The sequence below is a fragment of the Neobacillus niacini NBRC 15566 genome (assembly GCF_001591505.1).
GTDB lineage: Bacteria > Bacillota > Bacilli > Bacillales > Cytobacillaceae > Neobacillus > Neobacillus niacini.
Map to the genome: position 1 here is coordinate 1 of NZ_BCVA01000067.1, position 20985 is coordinate 20985.

Genomic DNA, 20985 nt, shown 5'->3' on the forward strand with positions numbered 1-20985 from the left:
AACGTTCTTGTTTGTTTAGTTTTCAAAGAACAATTTGTCAGTTGTTTTTAGCGACAAAAAATATATTATCACATTCTCTTCGCTTAAGTCAACACATTTTTTAATTAATCATGTTGTCGACCACTCCGCGAAGGAACTTTCTTATAATAACATCCTTTCAGGAACGGTTCAATGTGAAATTTTTTCCAAGCGGAATAGAACCATTCGAAGTCTTATCATAATCTCTAAACCATCAGTAACACAGCGCTAGGTACTGTATAACCTCAATTATAAATTAATTCCACTACATTCCTTCACTAAGAGAAGTGTATTACTATTACTGTGAATCCTTATTCTTCTTACATTTATCTTACCTTTTTATTTTGAGAACTTCGAAACTTATTCTTTTTTTCATATCAGCACATAAACTAATACGTTACTTCATGAGTTAGGCATAAATCCTCTAGCTACAGCATACTGTTTGAAGAATGGAAAGGAGAATCACATTTATGGCTAACGAAGAAGTTATAAAAAAGGTTGAAAGCATTACGAATCCTAAGGTTCGTAATATTGTAAGAATTTGTGTAGAGCAAGGTTGTCGATTCAAGCCACATCCAAGCAATCCTAATTTAGTCAATTTGTTTGACCCTGCCAGAAGGAAAAATGTAATCGGCGATATTAACCTTTCAAGTTCTAGAGGATATTTCACACTTGAGGTGGAGAATGGACGCTTTAAGTCCTTTAGAAATGAAGTGATAGGATTAGATATAGATGAAGCAGAATTTGAAGAACGAGTGCTAAATCGAATAAAACGATAAATCAAATATAACTACTAAAGACGCTTGGAGCTATTTTCCCAAGCGTTTTCGCATATATTTTGTCTCAAATTCTGATACCGAAAGGGGTTTGCTGAATAAATACCCCTGCGCCTCCTTACAACCCTGCCCAAGAAGAAAGGATACTTGTTCCACTGTTTCTACTCCCTCTGCAACAACCTTCATTCTTAGAAGATGAGCCATAATAATAATCGTCCTAACGAGTGTATTGCTATTAATATCATGTGGACATTCTTGAATAAATGATTGGTCGATTTTTAACTTATCGATAGGGAGTCTCTTAAGATAATTTAGAGAACTATATCCCGTACCGAAATCATCTATACTAATCTTGACCCCAATTCTCTGTAATTCCAATAGGGTTGTTATCGAACGCTCAACATCCATCGTAATACTTTCTGTAATCTCAAGTTCTAAATAATTTGGATTGAGACCCGTCTCCCTTAAGGCAGATTCTACAATTTCAACCAAATTTGATTGGAAGAATTGTTTGGCTGATATATTAACAGAAATGGTAACCGGTGAATAACCAGCTTCTTGCCACTTAATGTTTTCTTGGCATGCTGTTCGGATTGCCCACTCACCCATAGGTATGATCAACCCAGTCTCTTCCGCTAAAGGAATAAACGTTGCAGGTGGAATGATCCCTTTTTCAGGATGTGTCCACCGTATTAATGCTTCAGCACCATAAATCTCATTTGTTTCTAGATTAACTTGCGGCTGATAGAATAACACGAATTGATTTTGCTCCAGGGCTTTTCTTAAATTCACCTCCATATCTAATTCATGCTGTGCTTTTTTATTTAACTCCTTATTAAAAAATTGAAAATTATTTCTACCTAAGCTTTTTGCATGATACATGGCTAAATCAGCATTTTTGATTAACGTATCAAAACTTTCACCATGAGTAGGAAATACAGCTATTCCTATGCTAGGGGTAACCATTAATTCGTGATGTTGAAAGGTTAAAGGATAAGATAGCTTTGCTATAATCTGTTGTGCGACTTTACTCGCTCTTTGTTCTTCTGAGTCAGGGAGCAGAATGGAAAATTCATCCCCTCCATACCTAGAAATGATATCTTTATCATTGACACAGGCTTTCAGTCGTTCCGCAATTTCCATCAATACTTGATCACCAACTTCGTGTCCCATCGTATCATTTATGGCTTTGAATCGATCCAAATCCAGAAAAACAAGAGCGAAATTAAAGTTGTTTTGTTTTGAGTCTGTGATCGTTTCATTTAGTTTTTCACGTAATAAATAGCGATTAGGCAAATCTGTTAACTGGTCATGATACGCCATGTGTTTAATCATTTTCTCGGTATTTTTTCGCTCAGTGATATCAATGACTGTTCCAATTATTGCGTCCCTGCCATGATAAACAATCTTTGAACCATATAATTCAAACGTAATCACACTTTGATCCTTTCTGATTGCACGATACTCATACTTTATCGCACCTGTTTCATTATTGAACCGTTTAAGGATATTTTCATTTATGAGCGGCAAATCCTCCGGATAAATAAAGTCCGCAACATTTAAACCTATTAACTCTTCACATGTATAACCTGACATTTCACAAAGGCCCGGATTAACGTATACCAATTTCCCATCTTGCATGATGTAAACCCCTACTAAAGAGTTTTCTATAAGACTTCGATATTTAGCTTCAGCTTCCACTAAGTCGTTTTGTGCTTTTTTATGCTCCGTAATATCTTTTATGATGGTGTATACACCATAAATCTGGGAATTCACAAAAATAGGTATATTGGTTACACTAATTTCCCTTTGAAATCCTTCTTTATCCAATATAGTACATTCGTAATTTGTTGCCCTTCCTTCTACCGCTTCGATAAAGTGGCCCGTCACTCTTTCTAAATCTTTAGGAAGTATAAAACCTGCAAATGGTTTGTCAATTAATTCTTCTACACTATATCCATAAATTGTAACAGCCTTGTTTGCAACAACAAATTTTCCATCTAAATCAAAAATAATAATGGCGTCTGGGTTTTCTTCAAACAAAGATTTATAATATTGTTCGTTTAATTGAAAGTTAGTTTTATTTTTAGAAATATTTCGAAGATGGGAAGAAATGATCAACATAGTAACGATAATCAATGCTATTTCAATGGCAAGGCCCACCCATAATGTTATTTCCTCCATCGAGTGCTAATCCTCCAAGAATATTTTCTATTACTATTTCCAAAAAAACATATTATAAAGAAATTATAAAAAGAATAATTAGAAACAAAGAATGCCTACCCCTGATAGGATAGGCATTCTTTGAATGAGCATGTAGATATCGCCTCTAAACCTTTAATAAACATTTTATAAGATAGGTGAAAGTAATCTAGAGATTGATTCCTTAAGTCGAACCTCCAAAGAACGTTTTTGGTAACCCTCAAACGTCAATAGCAACGAAACCTTAATATCCTCTTTAAACGTTTCCGTTAGTTTTCTAGAAACTCCTTCATCATATAAAAAGGCATTCACTTCAAAATTAAGTTTAAAGCTCCGATAGTCAATATTGGCGGTTCCAACTGATGAGATTTCTTCATCCACAACGATCATTTTTGCGTGGATAAAACCATTTCTATAAATATAGACCTTTGCGCCCACTTTTAGTAGTTCACTAACATGTGACAGCGTCGCCCAGTAGACAAATAGATGATCTGGTTTATCAGGAATCATAATATTGACTTCCACTCCAGATAAGCAGGCAATCCGAAGAACATCTAATAAACTTGTATCCGGTATAAAGTATGGTGTTTGGATATAGATCGATTTTTTTGCTGACATAATCATCTTTATATACCCATTTTTAATTTGTTGAAACTCTGAATCAGGTCCGCTTGTTACAATCTGAATTCCGATACTGCCATGAGAAATATCTTCAGGGTAGAGATTTGGAACATAGTCAACATCATGGTCATCTGAAGCCTGATTCCAATCTAGAATGAAGCGTGTCTGGAGAGCATAAACCGCCGTGCCTTGTATACGTAAATGAGTATCCCGCCAATAACCGAATTTCTTATTGAGACCTAAGTATTCATCACCAACATTAAAACCACCGACATAGCCAATTTTCCCATCAATGATTACCAATTTCCGGTGATTCCGATAATTCATTCTGAGATTAATAAAACGAAATTTCGATGGAAAAAATACCTCAACTTGACCTCCAGCTTTTAGAAATTCTTTAAACAATCTTTTCGGCAAACTTCGTGACCCTAATTCATCATACAAGATTCGAACCTTTACCCCTTGCCTTGCTTTTGATGTTAACGCGTCGATTAATCTTTTGCCCAGGTTATCATTTTTTATAATGTAATATTGAATATGAATATAATTCCTAGCAGCCTTTATGTCTCTAAATAATTGATCAAATTTTTCTGTACCGTCTGTAAAAATATCTACAGCATTGTCTTCAGTTAAGATAGCTTGATTGTTAATCATATGCATATAAATCAAATCATGGTTATCCCTTGTGACATCACTACGGTAAAAAAATTGATTTAAACGTAGTTTGGTCAATTGCGTTTCTAACGCTTTTTCAAAACCTGTCTTTTTAAGGTCATCCCATTGGAATAGCCGTTTTCGACTTAAATTTTGCCCTAATAATAAGTACAGCACAAATCCCAAAATCGGAATGAAAAAGAGAACTAATAACCAGGCCCATGTAGACCCAACGTCCCTTCTTTCTTGAAAAATGACAACGAGGGCCAACATGATATTCAATACAAGAAGTAAGCCTAGTAATATAGACGTTATATTCATGGCCAAAACCCTCTCATCCGACATTATAATTACTTTTTAAATTTACTCTCAGTTTTACTAGTATCTTCTCCTTTTTCTTCTCCATCCGATGAAAACAATAAGGAGTATGGCTAAAAGCAGATAGATATAATTGGAATATTGGTCCATTCTCTCCCCAATAACTTCCCAATTTTCTCCTACTCGCGCACCAAGATTTATCAACAAAGTATTCCAAAGAATCGTGCCTAATGTTGTAAAACTGATGAACAGCCAGAAGTTCATTCTTGCCATTCCTGCAGGGATTGAAATAAGACTGCGAATCAGCGGTATGAAACGGCAGAAAAAGACCGTCCAAATTCCATATTTGTCAAACCAGACGTCAGCACGATACAGGTCCTCTTTGGTTAAACGCAGGAATCGCCCATACCGTTCAACAACTACCTCCAATTTATTTACATTCAAAACAGCCCCTAGTCGGTAAAGTATGACCGCACCAAAAACTGAACCAATTGTTGAAGCAGCAATAACCCCTTGAACAGTCAGATTGGTTTGAGATGTCATATAGCCTCCGAAAGTCAGAATGACTTCAGATGGAATAGGAGGGAATATATTTTCTAGCGCAATGAGGATAAACACTCCCCAGTACCCAAACTGTTCGATAAACTCTTGAATCCATAAATCCATAATATCCTCCAATGATCGAAAATAACGTTTATTGTTTTACGATTAACTCCCGGAAAAGTTTCAAATAGGTCGTCCTCTTGTAATTACTATATTTTTTTTACCTGAAATTAAAACCCATACAACGAAAAAAAGCATTTGAAGGTTCAAATGCTTTAGGAGTTTACCTATATATTTAGCTTTTCCACATACCCCTCATTAAAGGTCTTTTTTAAAGTAGCTTTAATGCTTTTTCTATTGGAACTTCACCAGAAACAAGGTCAAATGACTGGTAGTAGGTATTTTCTTCTGTTAGAGAATGGATAATTGTTTTTGCCACATCTTCACGTGATATCTTCCCGCTTCTTATATCACTAGCAGCTGTAATCAGCCCTGTTCCTGGCTCGCTCGATAGTCCGCCAGGCCGAATAATTGTATAGGTTAGTTCGCTTTGTTCAAGCATTTTATCTGCATAGTATTTAGCTGCATAATAAGGAAGCATTTTCTCATGCCAGTTTTCTCGTCTGTGTGTCTGAATCGCACTGACCATTATAAAGCGTTTTATTCCGACCTTTTCTGCAGCTTCAATGGTTTTCACCGCACCATCAAGATCAATAAGTAATGTTTTATCATATCCCGTATTCCTGCCTGAGCCCGCAGTGAATATGATAGCATTACAGCCTCTTGCAGCCTGCGCAATATCTTCAACACTTTGTTCTAAACAGGCAACAGCTGCTTCAATTTCCATTTTCCTAAAAACCTCAGCTTGTTCTTCCTTTCTAACCATCGCTTTAACTGTATGTTCTTGACTGTCTCTGATTAGATCAACAAGAAGTTTACCTACCTGCCCATTAGCTCCAACCACTAATACGTTCATCGATGTTAGCTCCTTACCTTATTTACGACTATTATTTCTATGTGAGAACAACTTATTCAGACAGTCCTATTAATAAAAGGCAAATCCTTCAGGAAAAACCGAACATTTTACTATATATGATTTTCCAACACCAAAAACTGCATTTTAAAAAAATGCAGTTCTCAAAATGGCTATTCTTTTTTATCAGGAATCATACAGTTGCCATCCACACAGCTTGAGTCTTCTGCACTAATTGTTGAAAGGTCCTGAAATACGGGAGCTGGATTTTCTTCTTCCCATACTTTTTGCAGTGCTCCTGTAAAAGTAGATGTTGGCTGTGCACCAGAAATCGCATATTTTTGGTTGACGATAAAAAACGGTACACCGGTAATCTGATATTGCTGGGCAATTGCTTGATCAATACGGACATCATTTGCAAACGCCTTTTCGTCTTGAAGAACCTTTAATGCTTCTTCTCGATCAAGCCCTGATGCTTCCGCGATATCCGCTAACGTTTCGATGTCGCCTACATTTCTTGATTCAGTAAAGTAGGCATAAAGAAGTTTTTCTGTAATTACCGCTTCTTTCCCCTGAGTTTTTGCATATTTTGCCAATCGGTGGGCATTAAAAGTATTCGTTGGTTTCATGTTGTCAAAATTAAATGTTAAACCCACTGCAGCCGCTTGCTGACCCACATTTTGATTCATTTGCATTGCTTGTTCAATACTCATCCCGTATTTTGAAGCTAAAGATTCATGAATACTTTTCCCACTATACAGCGGAGAATTAGGATCTAGCTCAAAGCTTTTAAATTCTATTTTAACACTGTCCCTATGTGGAAATTGAGATAACGCCTCCTCTAAACGAGCCTTTCCTATATAACAAAATGGACAGACAAAATCCGACCAAACTTCTATTTTCATGGTTACACCTCATTTATTTACGATTCTTATTTATAGTATCACAGCCTTGAAAAAAATTTAAAAAATCATGCTTACCTACAAATGGTTAAAATTACCTAGAAATGATAAAATGAACTCATTATTCTGATTAGGGGTTGGTATCATTACTAAACTTATAAAAGCTGTAGTTGGTTTCCTTATTCTTGATTTATATTTTGTGTTTGTCCCTTCACTTCTTAGCAATCCCTTCTTACAATTTGGGGCTTATCTCGCTTTCTTTCCGCTTGCCTATTTCATCGCTAAGTGGGTTGGTTTGAACGGGTTAAAAGGAATGGGACTCTTATTCCATACAGGCTGGTTAAAAAACTTCTTTATTAGTTTTTGGATTGGCTTTAGTTTTTGGTTACTTATGTTTGGAATTCAGTTAGTAAGCGGTGATCTCATTTGGAATGGAGTTTTGGATTCATCGGAATTACTCATGCCAATGGTAATGATTTTTGCGGGATTTTTCATCGGTTCATTTATTAATGATTTAATTGTACGGGGGTTTGTCATTAATCTTTTAAAAGATAAACTGCACGTCGGATGTGTTTTTTCAATTAGTATTTTGCTGTACGCTCTAGATGATTACTGGTATGCAGGCTTTAGTTTAAGTAATTTTATCTTTTCAGTGATTTTAGGACTTTCCCTGACTTATGCTTTTTATAAAACTGGTTCTATCTGGGCAAATACGGGTATTCACTATGGATTAAATGTAGCTTATGGTCTTTTCTTTGGAATGGTAGGCAGCCCTGGCACTTCTATATTTTTGATAAAAGAAACCGTGAAGAAATCTTTACTTTCTGAGATTCTTTATTACCTCATTCCAGCATTAATGTTTTTTACCGTCCTACTGGTTATAAGGTTCTACAGCAACTTTACAAAAGAAAAGAAAGATATTCCTGTAAGTTTTGATGTTTAATAATGATGTTTTACCCGATTTCTACACAAAAGATGATAATATCTACACTGTTTTAAAATATAAGTACAAATATAACAAAACGCCCCTTTTATCGAGGCGTTTTCCTTCATTTATTTATTGCTTAAATTCAGGTTCCTTACCACTTAACCATTTTTCAAAGTACACCTGAGCTTCTGGTCCTAGTTCTTCCGTGAATACAGAGATGAATTCACTTCCTGTAGCGATTTCATATTGATATTCTTTAAAGTAACTTTGCAGCAATTGATCCATTTTCTCTTTGCCTATTACTTTTTCTAGGTTTTCCAGCATCAAGGCACCTTTTTGATAGACAAGCTGAGAATAGGTACCAATATTATTAAATTTATCAACAGAACTACCTATATATATGCCGCGTCTTTCATAGACTTCCGTTCCCACTGTCATATGCTTTCGCAACTCTAAATCTCCGGCTCCATGCTCGGGATATTCTTCTAACATAAATCTCGTTGTAGAGTAGGTTGCCATTGCCTCATCGAGCCACGGCTCTTTTACTTCGTCATTTCCGACCAATGCATACCACCATTGGTGCGCTGTCTCATGGACGACTGAGCCGATGTCCGATTGGTTATTTTCATGGTTATGTTTTGGCAGGTAAACTAAGCCTGGGTATTCCATTGCTGTAAACATACCAGTTCGAACGATATCATATTCAGGATATGGATAAGGTCCATAAACTTTACTAAAATAAGATAATGCCTTAACCGCTGCTTCATGATTCTTCTTCACTGCCTCTTGGCTCTCACTGGCTCGATACCATGTATTCACGGTTGTTTCACCTACTTGATCTGATACCTTTTGGTAGAATTCATCCATAATGACCATAGCGAAGTCCCGTACATGATCAATTGTAGTTTTATAAGTCACGGAGCCATTCGGTTCTAGTACACCCGCTTCATCTTCACCGGTACTTGTGATTTTATACTTGCTCGGTACAGTTACCTTGACATTGTATGTTCCAACCTGACTATAAAATGGATCTCCAATAGAATGATACGGATCTGTTACCCAGCCTCTATTATCAAATACAGCCTGAATTGGTATCCAATTGCCAAGCCAAATCGCATTTTCATCATAAGCAAATCGGCCGTTATTCTTGGGAACCTTCATGGAAAATTTCAATTCAATGTCAATCGTTTGACCCTTTTTCCATATGTCTAACGGAATTTCAAGGACGGTATCATCGATTTTAAAAATTCCTACCGTTCCATTTACCTGAACTTCTGTAATCTCCATAGATCCAGGTTCTGAATTCTCATCAACAATATGCCGCCAAAATCCACCTAGTAGATCGACTCCCTCACGGAACTGATTGGGGTAAACGTGAAAGTAAATTCTGTCCTGATTTTTCCCGGTGTTGTTTGTCGACTTCATCTTAAGTGTGCCTGCTAACGTTTTCTCCTCTACATTAACAGTTACGGTAGTATCGTATACAGTTGGAATAAATTGGTTCACCTCTGAAGTTTGATTCTTATTTGTTCCAGTTGTCTGCTTTGAGTTGATTTCTTTACACCCTGCCACTAAAACAGTGAACATTAACAAAATGACAACCAGGTAAAAGCCTCTCCCCTTTTTGATTTCCCCTTTGTTCATAATGGCCTCCTATCAACTAAATTCACTCAAATCTTAGACGCCTTTTTTCAAAAAGAGTTTCAATTTTATTAATAAAAAATCCCCTGGCAGCATTGCCAGGGAATTCTGCTTAAGCATCTTTTTGTCTAGTTTTTCTGAGTACAAGGAACACATAAGAAACAACTGCACCCATTGAGGAAATTACGATGACCACTCCCATTGGAATGGCAGATTCTTCACCTCCTATCCCAACCAAAGGGGAGGTTATACCACCAAATGCAAAGGAAAGTACACCCAGCAGCGCTGAAGCACTGCCTGCATTTTTGCCCTGCTTTTGCATAGCGAGAGAAAATCCGGCTGTATTCACAATACCGACACTGGATACGACCAGAAATAATGGAATTAAGATGATCGATAGATTTGCCTTCACTAATAGAAGAGCTAGCAAGGTCACACTTCCTAAAAAGGACATTGCTAAACCAAAGTTTAGTAGCTTTGATTCCGGAATCCTTCCGGCTAACCTGCCCGTTGTTTGGCTGGCTATCATAATTCCTAACCCATTGATTGCAAAAATAAGACTGAAGATTTGCGGCGAAGCCCCATATATCTCCTGTACCACAAAGGGGGAACCTGATATATAAGCAAACATTGCGCCAGTAACAAGCCCTTGTGAAAAGGCATATCCAATGAAACTAGGATCGAAGATTAGTTTTCGAAAGGTGAGAAGGGTATTTTGGAGTCCTCCCCCCAATCGTCTCTCATTGGGTAGTGTCTCATGTAAACCGAGAAGGACGACAATAAACATAGCACATCCAATTACGCCAAGAACAATAAACACACCTTGCCACGGAACAAACCTGAGGAGCTGAGCACCAGCCACTGGAGCTAGAATCGGCGCTGCACCGTTTACTAAAGATAGAAGCGCAAAGAATCTCGTTAATTCCGTTCCCGAATATAAATCGCGCACAATCGCCCTTGAAACAACCATCCCCACTGAACCCGCCAGACCTTGAATAAAACGCAGGAGAATAAATGTCCAAATCGAGGGACTAAATACACATAAAAAGGATACTACAGTATAGATGATCAACCCAATTAAGAGTGGTTTCCGTCTCCCGTTAATATCACTTATTGGTCCAGCAAAAAGTTGACCCAACGAGAGTCCTAGCAGGAAAAATGTCAGACTAAGTTGAATAAAAGACGGACTTGTATGAAAATAATCTGCTAATATAGGTAACGCGGGTAAATACATGTCAATGGATAATGGAGCGAAGGCTGCTAAAGAACCTAATACCATCGCAATCCATAACCGCTTAGAACGAGTGATGGTTGCTGGATTAATTGAATTATCTAAAGAAGAACCCAAAGTCGTTTCATTCCCTTCGTTGTTCATTTGTTTTTAATTTTCTAACTATTGAAGCAATAAATCAAATGATTAAACTTAGAAAATAAAAATTTTTCCACATATACGGAACACCGGTAACCATTGAGCGAATTGAAAGGATTATTGACGAATAAATAGAATATTAATGTAACTTGTTATTTTTTTGAAAATTTTAAAATAATTATATAAAAAAGCTAGCGTGTTCCGGTGGGAAGACGGTAGTAATTTTGTTGAGAGTTAAGGAATTAGCTCAAAAAGAAAGGAGTCTAGAATGGCAGATTATCGTTTCTCACATCAATTAAAAGTGCGTTATTCGGAAATTGATGGACAAAAGATTGTTTTTAATTCACATTACCTAACGTATATTGATGTAGCAGTCACTGAATATTTCCAGCAGCTTCTTCGACACGATGAACAGTTTGATTTTGTTTTGGCGAAATCGACTCTTGAGTATAAACGATCAGCCTTATTAAATGACTTGCTCACCATCTGGTGCAGGGTGGAAAGAGTAGGAAATAAAAGCCTGACAATGAATTTTATGATTACAAGAGAAGATGAATTGGATCCGGTTCTCCTTGCCGAGATTATCTATGTCAGTGTTGATCACAAGAATATGCAACCCTGCCCCGTTCCTAATTTTCTTAGAGCTAGAATTGAACAATTTGAACTTGAATATACTTAATGAAAAAATTCCCTATTTCTAAAGAACGAGGGAATTTTTTCTTATTTAGTACACGCACATTTGACCACCTATTACATACAGACCATTCGGACACATAACATCATTATTTTTTTGATGATGACGAAATCTCCAAGTATTTACAAAAAAGCATGGATTAAACATTACTCATTGGAGATAATAACCACGATTACCTAGAAAGGATGGGATGTTAATGTCGTTAGAATGGTTTGACAGAGTTTGTGGCGAGCTTCAGGATCACCTGGAATCTATTTGTGAAGAGTATGATCGGGTTGGTCAAATGTCAATTGAGAGAGCTGCCAAACACCCAAGGATCGAATTTTTTGTAGAAACAGAAGATGTGAATACAGAAGATGTCGATAGAGACTATTTTTGCACATTGTTCTTCGATCCCGGGAACGAAGAATTTTACATCGATACCTTTGATGTTGACAGTGGGCATACTGCTAAAATCATCCTTTCGGACATAGAAGAAATCATCGATGAAGTACACGCAAGTCTTCATGATTATATGAACGATGATGATCATTACACCGATGACGGTGTCTATCTTACTTCCGAAGAAGTATATGAAGACAGTGACGACTATTATGAAATGGTCGAGGTTGCTGACGATGATGATGAAGAGTATTATGAAGCACAGCAAGTAAATGAAGATGATATTTTTGAAGAAATTGATGTGGAATGGAACACGCCGGAGGTAACGGCATTTAAACATGAGGATGAAGTCGAAGTGACGTATCAATTTGGTGTTGTCCCAGAAACCGGTGATGGTGTCCTGAAAAGAGTAAACCGGATTTGGACAACCGATGATGAGTTAATCAAAGACGAATCTCATTTTATTTTCAGTAAAGAAGAGGCTAGCACCATTATCGCAATGATTGCCAGCCATATGGATCAATTAAGTGAGTTTAATTTTGACGATATGCCATAAGAAAAGCGTAGGCGCTCTGTTTTAGGTCACTTGACCCCTACTCCTTGGCGCTGAAGCTGGACAATAAAAGAAAAGGGAGCATACCTATTCGGTATGCTCCTCATTTTTTAATCGACAGTATAGTCAATCTCAATCAAGTCCCATGGTGTGATTATTCCAAGAGGTGCCTCATCTTTTTTTCCGTTTTCCGTAATGATCACTGCTTCTAATTTCTTTTTTACCTTATGTGATCTTTCAAAAATCGTTTCTACATCGAAGATATTCGTACTTTTTGCAACGAAGTCAATGGGATGATCTTTTTCATATTTCATAATATCATATATATGGGTATCGTCTAAATTAACAGATGTGCTTACCATGTTTTGTGCCATCCATTTTAAAATCGATCCTGCTGTCAATAGGCCTGCAAATTCTTTGTTTTTATAGATCGGAAATTTTGAATAATTATACTGACGAATCGCTTCCGTCACTTTTAGGATACTATCGTTATAGTCAAAGTACAGAACATTTTTTGTTGCAATCGTTAAAGCATAATTTGGACGGTTAAAGACGTTGGCTATTTTCTCTATATGCTCGACCACTTTTGAATTTGGTTCGGCGATATAATAGCCGACTTCCATTTTCTCATGGACAATGGCATTTCTTAGTTTCGCATACTGCTCCAAGTCCTTTTTAAATGTTTCAATGATTTGATACTTCTTCGCTCCAACCTTTACTAATACTACAAATCTATCATCGTTAATTTTGACAATGTCCTTCATCGCATCATGTACTTGATTGAAGGCGACCTCAAATCGTTCTGATAGTATTTGTCCTTTTTTCATTTGTTTCATCTCTATCCCTGCCAATATGTTTACTTATTTCTTTAATTATATATTTATTCCGAATTTTTAACTATCCCCATTTTTGATAGAGCTGGTTAATTTCTTCCTGATGCGAGATTCCTTCATCGTCTGGTGTTTCTAATACAAAAGGAATATGTTTTACTACAGGGGACTTTACAATCTCCTGAAGTGATTTCTCCTTGATCAAACCATTCTGGAATATATTCGCATGACGATCCCTATTGGATCCCGTTGGATACTTAGAATTGTTTAAGTGTATGACTTTCAGGTGTTCAAAATAGGCTAGTTCTTCACCTTTGGCGAAAAATTCTTCCGTATTTTCTCCATTCCAAAGACCACTTGCAAACATATGACAGGTATCGAGGCAGAAACCGATTTTCTCTGGATACTCAGTGAGGTTTCGGACCTGCACTAATTCTTCAAAGGTTGTTCCAAGAGCCCCTTTTGTCCCAGCGTTATTCTCAATTAAAAGTAAACAATTACCGTTCCATTGACTAAGAACAGAATTTAGCATTTCAAGCATTAAATGATAACTGGCTAGCGGGTCTGTTTTACTAATCTGACTGCCAAAATGGACAACCACACCAACTGAGCCGCATGTGTCTGCTATTTCTAGGTCGTTTAACAGCGACCTAATTGTTATTTCCTTCTTATCCTCTGAAGGAGTTAAACTTGTAGAGTAAGGGGTATGTGCAACTGAAATCAGATTATGTTCCTGACAAAACTCTTTACAGCTTGTGGCATCCCCTTTGTCAAAATCCTTAACCGAAAGACTTCTCGGGTTTTTCGGAAAATATTGGTATGCGGCAGCACCAAAATCTGCCGCACGTTTTGCAGCGCCAAAATAACCATTCCGAATACTTACATGGCAGCCAAAAATCATCGTATCCCCACCGTTTTTTAGTGTTAGAATTTGCATAATGAGTTAAAACTATTCTTTTTACTGCGGATGTTGTAAGATAATTCAGGTTACTTTATAGGAGGGGAAATAGTTGAGAAAAATAACTTTATCAAATGGGAATACGGTAGAAGTTGAATGCTTGAGCTGTGCTTTAACTAGTGGTCTGGTTGAACCCGATGGCGGCGTAATTTTAGAAACAGAATATTTTCATGCTCATCAGGATGTTGCCTATCCGATTGAAGGGTTGGTCATTCTTGCATTAAAAAGACATATTAAATGCTTGGATGAATTGACGGATGACGAAAGACTGGATTACATAACTACCATGACAAAAATTCGGAAAGCTCAGAGAGAGATATTAGGTATTGATTATGTTTATTATTTCTACAACGAAGATACCACTCATCATTTCCATACCTGGCTAGTGCCTAGATATGATTGGATGAACGAATTTGGCCGATCTGTTGAATCACTTCGGCCTGTTCTGCTTCATGCGAGAAATCATCGAAACACGGATGAGAATCATCAAAAGGTTATGTGTTCCATTAAAGCCTTAAAAACCGCATTGATGTAAAGAATCGGAGCAGCGCCTTAAAACTTATTATTAAAAAAACCCAAGAATCTCTTCTATAAATAATAGATTCTTGGGCCATAGATCCTAACATTTCTATTAAACTTGCTCCACCGTTTTTTCTTTTACTGAAATACTTTTTTGTTTTGATTTTCTATTAATCATATCTTTAGATTCACTTTTACTATAATATTTCCCTTTTGTGTAAATTGCAATGATTACCGTAAGAATAGAAGCTAATATGGCCGCAAAGAAAGTGGCTGTATTTTGTAAGAACGTTCCCATATGCCCCAAGGCTGCTATTGTACCAAGAATACTTGACACAATTAATGGGACAACGCCAACTGGATTCCATTTGTATAGTTTTTCTTGTCTTGATTCATACTCTACCGGTACAATTTTCAATAATTTTTTTACGACTAAGGCATCTGTAACTAAAATGGCTGCCCATGCCATTAATAGGACTCCTTGAAATGTCATCGCACTACCTAAATAATCAAGAATCCCACCTAACATTAACGCAATCGATAGGACGCCTGAAACAACAACCCAAAAACGTCGACTTGGTTTGAAATGAAATACATTCTCAAAGAAATTGGATAATGATAGGGATGCACTGTAAATATTTGTGACATTGATTCTTATTTGTGTCAACATCGTAAATACTACGCCGCCTAGTCCAATAAGTGTGACAATGTATACCCCAGGATTCGATTCAGCCAAACGGACACCAAACCATATTCCTAGTAATCCCATGACACCAAAGCAGAAAATTTGTGGAATAAATCCAATCATAATAGAGCCAATTTTAATGTCCTTTGGCTTTAGGAAGCGTGCATAGTCTGACGCGATTAGAGCAGTTAAGCCCATAATCCCGTGCTGCATACCAATACACAAGAGTAAGGCAGTACCACCTGTTTGGACACCATCTGGTAAGTAAGCCCAAAAGTTACCGTCAAATTTAGAAGGTGTGTTGTAAGCAAAAATAATCGTGAGAATTAAAAATATGCCAAAAATCGGCAACGACCATTTCTGAAGCTTATCCAATTGTTTAATACCAAACCAATTCAATGGAATAACAATTGATCCGAATACAATAATTAGCAGCCATAATGGAATTGCGGGGAAATATGCATGTACAGCCGCTACGAGAATCATCCCTTCGAAAGCACAATACATGATAAAATTAGATGCGTAAATGAGCGAAGTTAAAGAGGCGCCTATATAGCCAAACCCTTGTCTAGACATGAGATTGACATTCATACCTGATTTTGCCGATAAGTAAGCAATGACAGTACCTAATAAGCCGGCAATAATAATTGCATAAATCGCTGAAATGATTGCGTTTGTAGCCCCATACTGAAGGGCCATTACACTGCCTGTTTGAAAATAAAAAATAGCTGTCGCAATTCCAAACGTGATATTGGTGACACTAAACCATCCCATATTCCGTTTTTCTTCTGGAACCTGTTCAAATGAATAATCATCTTTCGCTTCTACTTGGGTACCTGTTGTTTGGTCTAAACTCATGCAATCATCCTTTCATTTCGTCCCCTTTTCTAAACGTAATTTTCACATTCATCTATCCTCTATCACGACTGAATGCTAGTTTAGAGGGCAACCGAATGTGTTTTTTTGGAAATTAGCTACTGTTTCTACAGCAAATCCCCATAACCTATATACCATTATATACACAATTAGTTGACATAATCAAATTATTATAAAAACACGTTTGCCAAAAACCATTTAAAACCATTACTTATTTCGACTATCTAAATATATTCCATGCATTTTTCTGTATAAAAATTACATTATTACACAAAAACTGCACGGTTAGCCTAAATAAAAAAACCACCGTCTAGTGGTTTTTTGCATCAATTGAATCTGGAACCCGTATCGAAATAATGTGTTGTTTACCACCCAGGATACTTTTGGTGCCATTTCTCAGTATTTTCATAGATTTTGACTAGGTCATCTGCTAGTTGAGTTAATTCTTCTGAAAGTTCTACTTCCTTTACCCAATTTTCCGGCATGCCCTTAAGTCCAAGATAAGCCCCTAAAATATTACCTGTAATTGCACCTGTACTATCACTGTCACCATTATGGTTAACGGCTGTAATTACAGCCTTCTGAAAATCATTTTGATATTTTAAAGCGCAATAAATCGAAATAGCAAGGGCTTCCTCCCCTACCCATCCTTCTCCCAGACTCCCGATTGCATGCAGGTCCGGTATGTCTGAATTCGTTAGGGCGATGGCTTTTTTGATGAGTTGGCTGCATTCTTCACTCGAAGGGTACATTACACATTCTTCAAGAGCTTGTTCAACTGCAGTGTCTAAATCTTCTCCCGCCACGATTGCTGCTAACACATAGCTTAGCGCTCCGGCAGAAAGGTATCCGCTCGGGTGTCCATGTGTTATGGCAGCACTTTCACATCCAAGCTTGAATGCCTGCTCTTTTTTATACAATAAACCAATTGGTGCGGTCCGCATTACACCACCGCAGCCTTTACTATTATTGATTGGCCTTTCCATCGTACCCATTTTCCTAGACATCAGTGCGTCTAAACATGTATTACCAGGTGCTCTTCTTGTATGTAAACCCTCTATAGAGTAAATCCAGCCATCCTTTTCAACGTCGCTATTCACTCCTTGTGTATTTAGCCAGCGCAGGTAACTGCGATAAACAACCTCTGGAATATGGACAATTCCTTTATTTCTCCCTCTATTTTCAGCACGTAATAATCCTTCCACTGTAAAGATCGTCATCTGGGTATCATCGGTGATTTCTACAAGATTACTTCTTCCTTTTTCTAACTGCGTAATACCCTGTGGTCCATATTTTTGCTTTATCTCATCAAGTCTTAAAAACTCCACTGGCCATCCCAACGCATCCCCAATTGCCCCGCCAATCAAGCATCCCTGATAGCGTTCGAGAAGAGTCACCATATGTAAGCCCCTTTCCAAATCATATTTTTCTATATTTTAACAAAAAAAAGGGTTGAATCGAAGGAAACAACCCATCAATGACTTGCTATAATTGAAATCAGTTTATCTTCAATTTTCTTTCCTTTAGCTTCTTCCATAAGATTGTTTAACATAATAGAAAAAATCATGGTTTGTCCGCTTCTTGTGGTAACATAACCCGATATAGTACTTACCGTAGAAATAGTCCCGGTTTTTGCGAATACCTTTCCTTTTACATCCGGACCTTTCATCCGACTTCGTAAGCTGCCGCCTTCCATTTTCCCACTGACTCCTGCAACCGGCAGAGAATGAAGAAAAGCAGGAAACCACGGTTGCTGCTGGACGGCAACCAATAAGTGAGATAGCTGCGCCGCCGGGACTAGATTGACATGTGAAATTCCGGAACCATCCCGTAATACCAGTGTTTCCGTCTTAATTCCAAATTTGGCTAACTCTGCTTCCATGACCTCGATGCCCTTTTCCCAGCTGCCTTCCCCTTTTACCACTCTTCCCATTTCTTTTACTAAGGTTTCAGCATGCCCGTTGTTGCTCAGTTTCATAAATGGGACAAGTAATTCCGAAAGTTTTATCGAGTTATATGTATGTACAATTTTAGCTTCTAATGGAGTGGTTCCGGTTTTTACTTTCCCAGATATTTGTATGCCTTGTTCTGCTAGTGATTGTTTAAAAAGTGCTAATGCATACATGGTAGGTTCCCAGACACCAATCCATTCCTTTTCACCTTTAGATGCAATAGGTAAATTCCCCGTTATCGTAATCGTATTTTTAGCGTGCTCCCGTTCATAGGTGAGCTTCTTTTTCCGATCCTTAGCAACCGTTTCGGTTAGATTAATAATTCTTACAAAGTCAGTATTTGGGGTTACTGTTACTTCCGCCTTATCACCCTCGTTTTTTCCCGGTTTGACTTCGATCATAACGGAACCTGAATCATAATCATGAGTTGGTGAAGCCGTTAAGGCGGAAATCTGTGCACCGTAGTACATTTGTTCATCACTCCACGGCAAATCGACCGAATATCGGATATCATCATACCAAGTATCGTCGCCAATTAACTGGCCCGTGATTTTTTGTATTCCCATTGTTTTTAGTTCGACCGCCATTTTATCGAAGTCTTCCTTTAGGAGTGTAGGGTCGCCTTTTCCTTTTAAATATAGATTCCCTTGCAGAGTTTTCTTTTTTATAGTCCCATCCGTAAGTACTTCTGTTTTGAAAGTGTAATCTTCCCCTAACACCGATAATGCAACTGCAGCTGTAAAAAGTTTCATATTCGATGCTGGCCGCAGGCGAACATCTCCTAAATGATCATAGATTACCTCGCCGTTTGAAGCATTCCGTATACTTACTCCTGCAATGGCTCCATGTAAATTGGGGTCTTCATTTAAAAGTTGACTTAATTGCTGTGCCAAATTGTCCACCGCAAAAACTGGCTGTGTTTGTGGCAGTAGGGTTACTAAAAAACATATAAAAATGATTAAATTCAATTGTTTCAGCAAAATCTGTTTCCAACTTTCCCTTTTTTCCTAAAGTCTTCCCAAAAAACAAGGTTTTTTCTACAACTTATGGAGAAATTTTTTTTGATATCAGCGTTGCTGGACCACTTATCGGTGTTATTCCAAATTTATCGGCGTTTATCCAATCCAAATATATCAGCGATAGCTTCGAAAGCTCCAATTACCTTATTTCAAAACTGCAATATTTCTACTCAAAAAAGCCCAATTCTGCGGCGCAGCTAAACTTATCTGCCAATAGGTGGTCCCTGACAACTGATAAACATCAATTAATCGGTATTTTTCTATAAAACTTCTAATATCCTCAAACCAAACGACCTGTTCTACCCCCGCACTCCAATGCCGGTACCAAGGGGACATGGACCTTTGGTCAAATTCAATGATTGAACCTGTCGCAATGGCTTGATTCTGGGCTGCCACAACTGACATTGCACGCGTGGTATTCGTGCCTACGACTTTATCATAACCATAAAGAGGTATTGCAATCTGAAGTTTACGAGGATTGATTTGAGTAAGGGCGTATTGAACTACTTCCTCCATCCACCATATAGGCGCAATCGGATCCGGCGGACCGCCTGGGTATCCAAAATCAATGGTCATAACAGCCACAATGTCAGCTGCATTCCCTATCGCGGCATAATCATATGCCCCGACAATTCGATTGGTCGGGAGGTCTGCCGTTTTCGCATGTACATTTACATGCAGTATTAACTCTCCTAAGGCAGTTTTTAATTCTCTTAAAAATAAATTAAAAGCATTACGCTGCGGCGGCGGTATAAATTCAAAATCGATACTAACCCCGCCAAATCCTCTTTGCCTTGTCAGGTTCACAATGCTCTGAACCAAGTTCAGGCGGTAAACCGGATTTGCTAGCACCTGTCCGGCTAACTCCGCGCTAAAATCAACTCCTGTAAAATTACGAATCATCAATAGCGGCGTAATGTTTAATTGTTTACTCCGCACAACAATGGCTGAATCCTCAATCAGGTTATAGGCATACCCCTCTGTCGTAAATGAATACGCCACTACCGCTAAATATGTTAATTGTCCGGCAAGAGAATCTAATATAGGAAGAACAACACTCTCCTCTGATGGCACAATAAACCCTAAAGTAGCTATTTTTAATTTAATAGGTGAGGGAATATGGATCATTTGACCAACGGTAAGCTGATTCGGATTTAGGCCAGGGTTGGCTGATAAAATTGACGAGATGTCAGTTCTAAACCTTCGGGCTATTTTCCAAATTTGATCACCCGATTTAATTTGATAGGAGCGGATTGGCAGCTGGTTGTCCGGGATATACAAGGCAAGACCTGGGACGAGGTCACTAGCAGACGGCAGTCCATTTAGCTCAACAATGGTTTGGATAGTCACACCATACCGATTTGAAATTGCCCACAAATTTTCCCCCGCACTCACTACATGAACAGCCATACGCTCACACTCCTTTTTACCTACATCATATGGGGAATTCACAGAGAATATTGCTCTTTAAATGAAAAGCTTTATTTATTTTCATTCTTGATTATTAGAACAACGGTATAAAAGAGTCTATGAGGGACAAATCAGGAGAATTCCTAATTAGATTAGTCCTTCA

18 protein-coding genes are annotated in these 20985 nt (G+C 37.7%); 5 read left to right on the forward strand and 13 right to left on the reverse strand.

Features of this window, described 5'->3' with window-relative positions; genetic code table 11:
* Positions 1–488: 488 nt before the first annotated feature.
* Complete coding sequence (locus tag BANA01_RS26860; protein ID WP_034674880.1) at positions 489–797, forward strand: hypothetical protein; 309 nt, start codon at positions 489–491, stop codon at positions 795–797.
* Between the two features lie 30 nt (positions 798–827).
* Here the strand turns inward: BANA01_RS26860 and BANA01_RS26865 are convergent, their stop codons facing one another.
* From BANA01_RS26865 to BANA01_RS26885, 5 genes are all read right to left on the reverse strand, one after another.
* Positions 828–2978: a sensor domain-containing protein gene (locus BANA01_RS26865; protein ID WP_052106355.1), complete on the reverse strand. Its 2151-nt coding sequence runs from the start codon at positions 2976–2978 to the stop codon at positions 828–830.
* A gap of 165 nt (positions 2979–3143) precedes the next feature.
* Positions 3144–4592, reverse strand: coding sequence for a cardiolipin synthase (gene cls / locus BANA01_RS26870; protein WP_034674877.1), 1449 nt, complete (start codon positions 4590–4592; stop codon positions 3144–3146).
* Positions 4593–4649: 57 nt separating this feature from the next.
* Entirely contained in the window at positions 4650–5255 is a 606-nt protein-coding gene (locus BANA01_RS26875; RefSeq protein ID WP_034674874.1) for a DedA family protein, read from the reverse strand.
* A 208-nt stretch (positions 5256–5463) separates the two neighbouring features.
* Complete coding sequence (locus BANA01_RS26880; RefSeq protein ID WP_034674871.1) at positions 5464–6108, reverse strand: SDR family oxidoreductase; 645 nt, start codon at positions 6106–6108, stop codon at positions 5464–5466.
* Positions 6109–6278: 170 nt separating this feature from the next.
* Positions 6279–7010: a DsbA family oxidoreductase gene (locus BANA01_RS26885; RefSeq protein WP_034674868.1), complete on the reverse strand. Its 732-nt coding sequence runs from the start codon at positions 7008–7010 to the stop codon at positions 6279–6281.
* 292 nt (positions 7011–7302) lie between these two features.
* Here BANA01_RS26885 and BANA01_RS26890 point away from each other — a divergent pair, with 292 nt between their 5' ends.
* Positions 7303–7950 carry a CPBP family intramembrane glutamic endopeptidase gene (locus BANA01_RS26890; protein WP_034674882.1) on the forward strand — a complete coding sequence of 216 codons (648 nt, stop codon included), beginning with the start codon at positions 7303–7305 and terminating at the stop codon, positions 7948–7950.
* Positions 7951–8064: 114 nt separating this feature from the next.
* On the opposite strand, the gene BANA01_RS26895 is transcribed toward BANA01_RS26890, so the two are convergent.
* Together BANA01_RS26895 and BANA01_RS26900 are read right to left on the reverse strand one after the other, a co-directional pair.
* A complete protein-coding gene (locus BANA01_RS26895; RefSeq protein ID WP_063255443.1) occupies positions 8065–9579 on the reverse strand; it encodes a M1 family metallopeptidase in 1515 nt (504 codons plus the stop codon).
* A 109-nt stretch (positions 9580–9688) separates the two neighbouring features.
* Complete coding sequence (locus tag BANA01_RS26900; protein ID WP_063255444.1) at positions 9689–10951, reverse strand: multidrug effflux MFS transporter; 1263 nt, start codon at positions 10949–10951, stop codon at positions 9689–9691.
* 262 nt (positions 10952–11213) lie between these two features.
* Here BANA01_RS26900 and BANA01_RS26905 point away from each other — a divergent pair, with 262 nt between their 5' ends.
* Both BANA01_RS26905 and BANA01_RS26910 read left to right on the forward strand, forming a co-directional pair.
* Positions 11214–11624, forward strand: coding sequence for an acyl-CoA thioesterase (locus BANA01_RS26905; RefSeq protein ID WP_063255445.1), 411 nt, complete (start codon positions 11214–11216; stop codon positions 11622–11624).
* A 211-nt stretch (positions 11625–11835) separates the two neighbouring features.
* Positions 11836–12576 carry a hypothetical protein gene (locus tag BANA01_RS26910; RefSeq protein WP_063255446.1) on the forward strand — a complete coding sequence of 247 codons (741 nt, stop codon included), beginning with the start codon at positions 11836–11838 and terminating at the stop codon, positions 12574–12576.
* A 107-nt stretch (positions 12577–12683) separates the two neighbouring features.
* Here the strand turns inward: BANA01_RS26910 and BANA01_RS26915 are convergent, their stop codons facing one another.
* Positions 12684–13409: a CBS domain-containing protein gene (locus BANA01_RS26915; protein WP_235847247.1), complete on the reverse strand. Its 726-nt coding sequence runs from the start codon at positions 13407–13409 to the stop codon at positions 12684–12686.
* Between the two features lie 61 nt (positions 13410–13470).
* On the reverse strand, positions 13471–14340 hold the full coding sequence (locus tag BANA01_RS26920; protein WP_235847248.1) for a deoxyribonuclease IV: 870 nt from the start codon (positions 14338–14340) through the stop codon (positions 13471–13473).
* Between the two features lie 73 nt (positions 14341–14413).
* On the opposite strand from BANA01_RS26920, the gene BANA01_RS26925 reads away from it, so the two are divergent.
* Positions 14414–14896: an HIT family protein gene (locus BANA01_RS26925; protein WP_063255448.1), complete on the forward strand. Its 483-nt coding sequence runs from the start codon at positions 14414–14416 to the stop codon at positions 14894–14896.
* Positions 14897–14992: 96 nt separating this feature from the next.
* On the opposite strand, the gene BANA01_RS26930 is transcribed toward BANA01_RS26925, so the two are convergent.
* From BANA01_RS26930 to BANA01_RS26945, 4 genes are all read right to left on the reverse strand, one after another.
* The gene (locus tag BANA01_RS26930) at positions 14993–16423 is read right to left on the reverse strand and encodes a purine-cytosine permease family protein (protein ID WP_063255449.1); all 1431 of its coding nucleotides are present in this window, start codon (positions 16421–16423) and stop codon (positions 14993–14995) included.
* 383 nt (positions 16424–16806) lie between these two features.
* Entirely contained in the window at positions 16807–17841 is a 1035-nt protein-coding gene (locus tag BANA01_RS26935) for an ADP-ribosylglycohydrolase family protein (RefSeq protein WP_063255450.1), read from the reverse strand.
* Positions 17842–17915: 74 nt separating this feature from the next.
* Positions 17916–19370 (reverse strand): D-alanyl-D-alanine carboxypeptidase/D-alanyl-D-alanine endopeptidase, encoded by a 1455-nt coding sequence (dacB, locus tag BANA01_RS26940; protein WP_063255453.1) that lies wholly within the window; start codon positions 19368–19370, stop codon positions 17916–17918.
* A 186-nt stretch (positions 19371–19556) separates the two neighbouring features.
* Entirely contained in the window at positions 19557–20822 is a 1266-nt protein-coding gene (locus tag BANA01_RS26945; protein WP_063255451.1) for a LysM peptidoglycan-binding domain-containing protein, read from the reverse strand.
* Positions 20823–20985 lie beyond the last annotated feature (163 nt).

Coding starts and splice junctions, on each gene's coding strand:
- BANA01_RS26860 (WP_034674880.1), top strand. CDS start 489: ATGGCTAACGAAGAAGTTATAAAAAAGGTTGAAAGCATTACGAATCCT.
- BANA01_RS26865 (WP_052106355.1), bottom strand. CDS start 2,978: ATGGAGGAAATAACATTATGGGTGGGCCTTGCCATTGAAATAGCATTG.
- cls (WP_034674877.1), bottom strand. CDS start 4,592: ATGAATATAACGTCTATATTACTAGGCTTACTTCTTGTATTGAATATC.
- BANA01_RS26875 (WP_034674874.1), bottom strand. CDS start 5,255: ATGGATTTATGGATTCAAGAGTTTATCGAACAGTTTGGGTACTGGGGA.
- BANA01_RS26880 (WP_034674871.1), bottom strand. CDS start 6,108: ATGAACGTATTAGTGGTTGGAGCTAATGGGCAGGTAGGTAAACTTCTT.
- BANA01_RS26885 (WP_034674868.1), bottom strand. CDS start 7,010: ATGAAAATAGAAGTTTGGTCGGATTTTGTCTGTCCATTTTGTTATATA.
- BANA01_RS26895 (WP_063255443.1), bottom strand. CDS start 9,579: ATGAACAAAGGGGAAATCAAAAAGGGGAGAGGCTTTTACCTGGTTGTC.
- BANA01_RS26900 (WP_063255444.1), bottom strand. CDS start 10,951: ATGAACAACGAAGGGAATGAAACGACTTTGGGTTCTTCTTTAGATAAT.
- BANA01_RS26905 (WP_063255445.1), top strand. CDS start 11,214: ATGGCAGATTATCGTTTCTCACATCAATTAAAAGTGCGTTATTCGGAA.
- BANA01_RS26910 (WP_063255446.1), top strand. CDS start 11,836: ATGTCGTTAGAATGGTTTGACAGAGTTTGTGGCGAGCTTCAGGATCAC.
- BANA01_RS26915 (WP_235847247.1), bottom strand. CDS start 13,409: ATGAAACAAATGAAAAAAGGACAAATACTATCAGAACGATTTGAGGTC.
- BANA01_RS26920 (WP_235847248.1), bottom strand. CDS start 14,340: ATGCAAATTCTAACACTAAAAAACGGTGGGGATACGATGATTTTTGGC.
- BANA01_RS26930 (WP_063255449.1), bottom strand. CDS start 16,423: ATGAGTTTAGACCAAACAACAGGTACCCAAGTAGAAGCGAAAGATGAT.
- BANA01_RS26935 (WP_063255450.1), bottom strand. CDS start 17,841: ATGGTGACTCTTCTCGAACGCTATCAGGGATGCTTGATTGGCGGGGCA.
- BANA01_RS26945 (WP_063255451.1), bottom strand. CDS start 20,822: ATGGCTGTTCATGTAGTGAGTGCGGGGGAAAATTTGTGGGCAATTTCA.